We start from the raw sequence: 1,680 nt of genomic DNA, 5'->3' as shown, positions 1-1,680 counted from the left end.
CTGGTTTCTCCCGTTTTCCCGGGGGTGCCGGTTGTGTCTGTTTTACTTCAACGGAGAGTTTGATCCTGGCTCAGGATGAACGCTGGCGGCGTGCTTAACACATGCAAGTCGAACGATGATCCGGTGCTTGCACCGGGGATTAGTGGCGAACGGGTGAGTAACACGTGAGTAACCTGCCCTTAACTCTGGGATAAGCCTGGGAAACTGGGTCTAATACCGGATATGACTCCTCATCGCATGGTGGGGGGTGGAAAGCTTTATTGTGGTTTTGGATGGACTCGCGGCCTATCAGCTTGTTGGTGAGGTAATGGCTCACCAAGGCGACGACGGGTAGCCGGCCTGAGAGGGTGACCGGCCACACTGGGACTGAGACACGGCCCAGACTCCTACGGGAGGCAGCAGTGGGGAATATTGCACAATGGGCGCAAGCCTGATGCAGCGACGCCGCGTGAGGGATGACGGCCTTCGGGTTGTAAACCTCTTTCAGTAGGGAAGAAGCGAAAGTGACGGTACCTGCAGAAGAAGCGCCGGCTAACTACGTGCCAGCAGCCGCGGTAATACGTAGGGCGCAAGCGTTATCCGGAATTATTGGGCGTAAAGAGCTCGTAGGCGGTTTGTCGCGTCTGCCGTGAAAGTCCGGGGCTCAACTCCGGATCTGCGGTGGGTACGGGCAGACTAGAGTGATGTAGGGGAGACTGGAATTCCTGGTGTAGCGGTGAAATGCGCAGATATCAGGAGGAACACCGATGGCGAAGGCAGGTCTCTGGGCATTAACTGACGCTGAGGAGCGAAAGCATGGGGAGCGAACAGGATTAGATACCCTGGTAGTCCATGCCGTAAACGTTGGGCACTAGGTGTGGGGGACATTCCACGTTTTCCGCGCCGTAGCTAACGCATTAAGTGCCCCGCCTGGGGAGTACGGCCGCAAGGCTAAAACTCAAAGGAATTGACGGGGGCCCGCACAAGCGGCGGAGCATGCGGATTAATTCGATGCAACGCGAAGAACCTTACCAAGGCTTGACATGGGCCGGACCGGGCTGGAAACAGTCCTTCCCCTTTGGGGCCGGTTCACAGGTGGTGCATGGTTGTCGTCAGCTCGTGTCGTGAGATGTTGGGTTAAGTCCCGCAACGAGCGCAACCCTCGTTCCATGTTGCCAGCGCGTAATGGCGGGGACTCATGGGAGACTGCCGGGGTCAACTCGGAGGAAGGTGGGGACGACGTCAAATCATCATGCCCCTTATGTCTTGGGCTTCACGCATGCTACAATGGCCGGTACAAAGGGTTGCGATACTGTGAGGTGGAGCTAATCCCAAAAAGCCGGTCTCAGTTCGGATTGGGGTCTGCAACTCGACCCCATGAAGTCGGAGTCGCTAGTAATCGCAGATCAGCAACGCTGCGGTGAATACGTTCCCGGGCCTTGTACACACCGCCCGTCAAGTCACGAAAGTTGGTAACACCCGAAGCCGGTGGCCTAACCCCTTGTGGGAGGGAGCTGTCGAAGGTGGGACTGGCGATTGGGACTAAGTCGTAACAAGGTAGCCGTACCGGAAGGTGCGGCTGGATCACCTCCTTTCTAAGGAGCACCTACAACGTTCTGTTCCCCGTGTATGCGGGTGTTCAGGGGTTGTCAGGAGTACGCCCGTTGCGCAGACGATTGTTCTGCGGCGGGTGCTCACGGG

General features: G+C 57.4%; 1 rRNA gene. It reads left to right on the top strand.

Annotation, left to right across the window (positions count from 1 at the left end):
• Window positions 1-47 precede the first annotated feature (47 nt).
• Window positions 48-1,574, top strand: a 16S ribosomal RNA gene (locus B5X90_RS20865).
• The last annotated feature ends 106 nt before the right edge of the window (window positions 1,575-1,680 follow it).

Source organism: Arthrobacter sp. 49Tsu3.1M3 (assembly GCF_900168135.1).
Classification (GTDB): Bacteria; Actinomycetota; Actinomycetes; order Actinomycetales; family Micrococcaceae; genus Arthrobacter.
Note: the sequence above shows the minus strand (reverse complement) of the source record. Positions and strands in the feature narration are given on the sequence as shown.